Consider the following 430-nt stretch of genomic DNA (forward strand, 5'->3'; position numbering starts at 1 on the left):
GCTGCCGGCCGCGCCTACAAAGTGCCCCATGTGGGATGGAACTCAGTGGAGTTCTCCGAGCCGAATTCGCTGTTCGATGGAATAGCGCCCGGCGAGTTCTTCTACTTCACCCACAGCTTCGTGGCGCCGCCGAGCGTGGCCACCATTGCCGAGACGGTGCACTCGGTGACCTTCCCCTGCGCCGTGCAGGTGCCGGGCCGTCCCGTCTTCGGCGTGCAGTTCCATCCGGAGAAGATCTCGGATGCGGGCGCGCGCCTGCTTGCCAACTTCGCAACCATTGCACGAGCCGCGCGCGCCGGCAGCGCGCACGCTGATAAGGTGGCGGAAAACCCCGTCGCGTCAAAGGAGTAGCCATGTACCTTCTTCCTGCCATCGATCTTTTAGACGGGCGCGCGGTGTGCTTGGCCAAAGGAGACTACCACGCCGTCAC

At 64.2% G+C, this 430-nt stretch carries 1 protein-coding gene; it reads left to right on the forward strand.

The window, feature by feature from the left end; genetic code table 11:
• Positions 1-351, forward strand: a 351-nt coding sequence (locus NE591_RS12545; RefSeq protein WP_371130604.1) for an imidazole glycerol phosphate synthase subunit HisH, incomplete at its 5' end; no start/stop codon positions are given.
• Positions 352-430: the final 79 nt, after the last annotated feature.

The sequence above is a fragment of the Adlercreutzia sp. DFI.6.23 genome, assembly GCF_024462535.1.
GTDB lineage: Bacteria > Actinomycetota > Coriobacteriia > Coriobacteriales > Eggerthellaceae > Adlercreutzia > Adlercreutzia rubneri.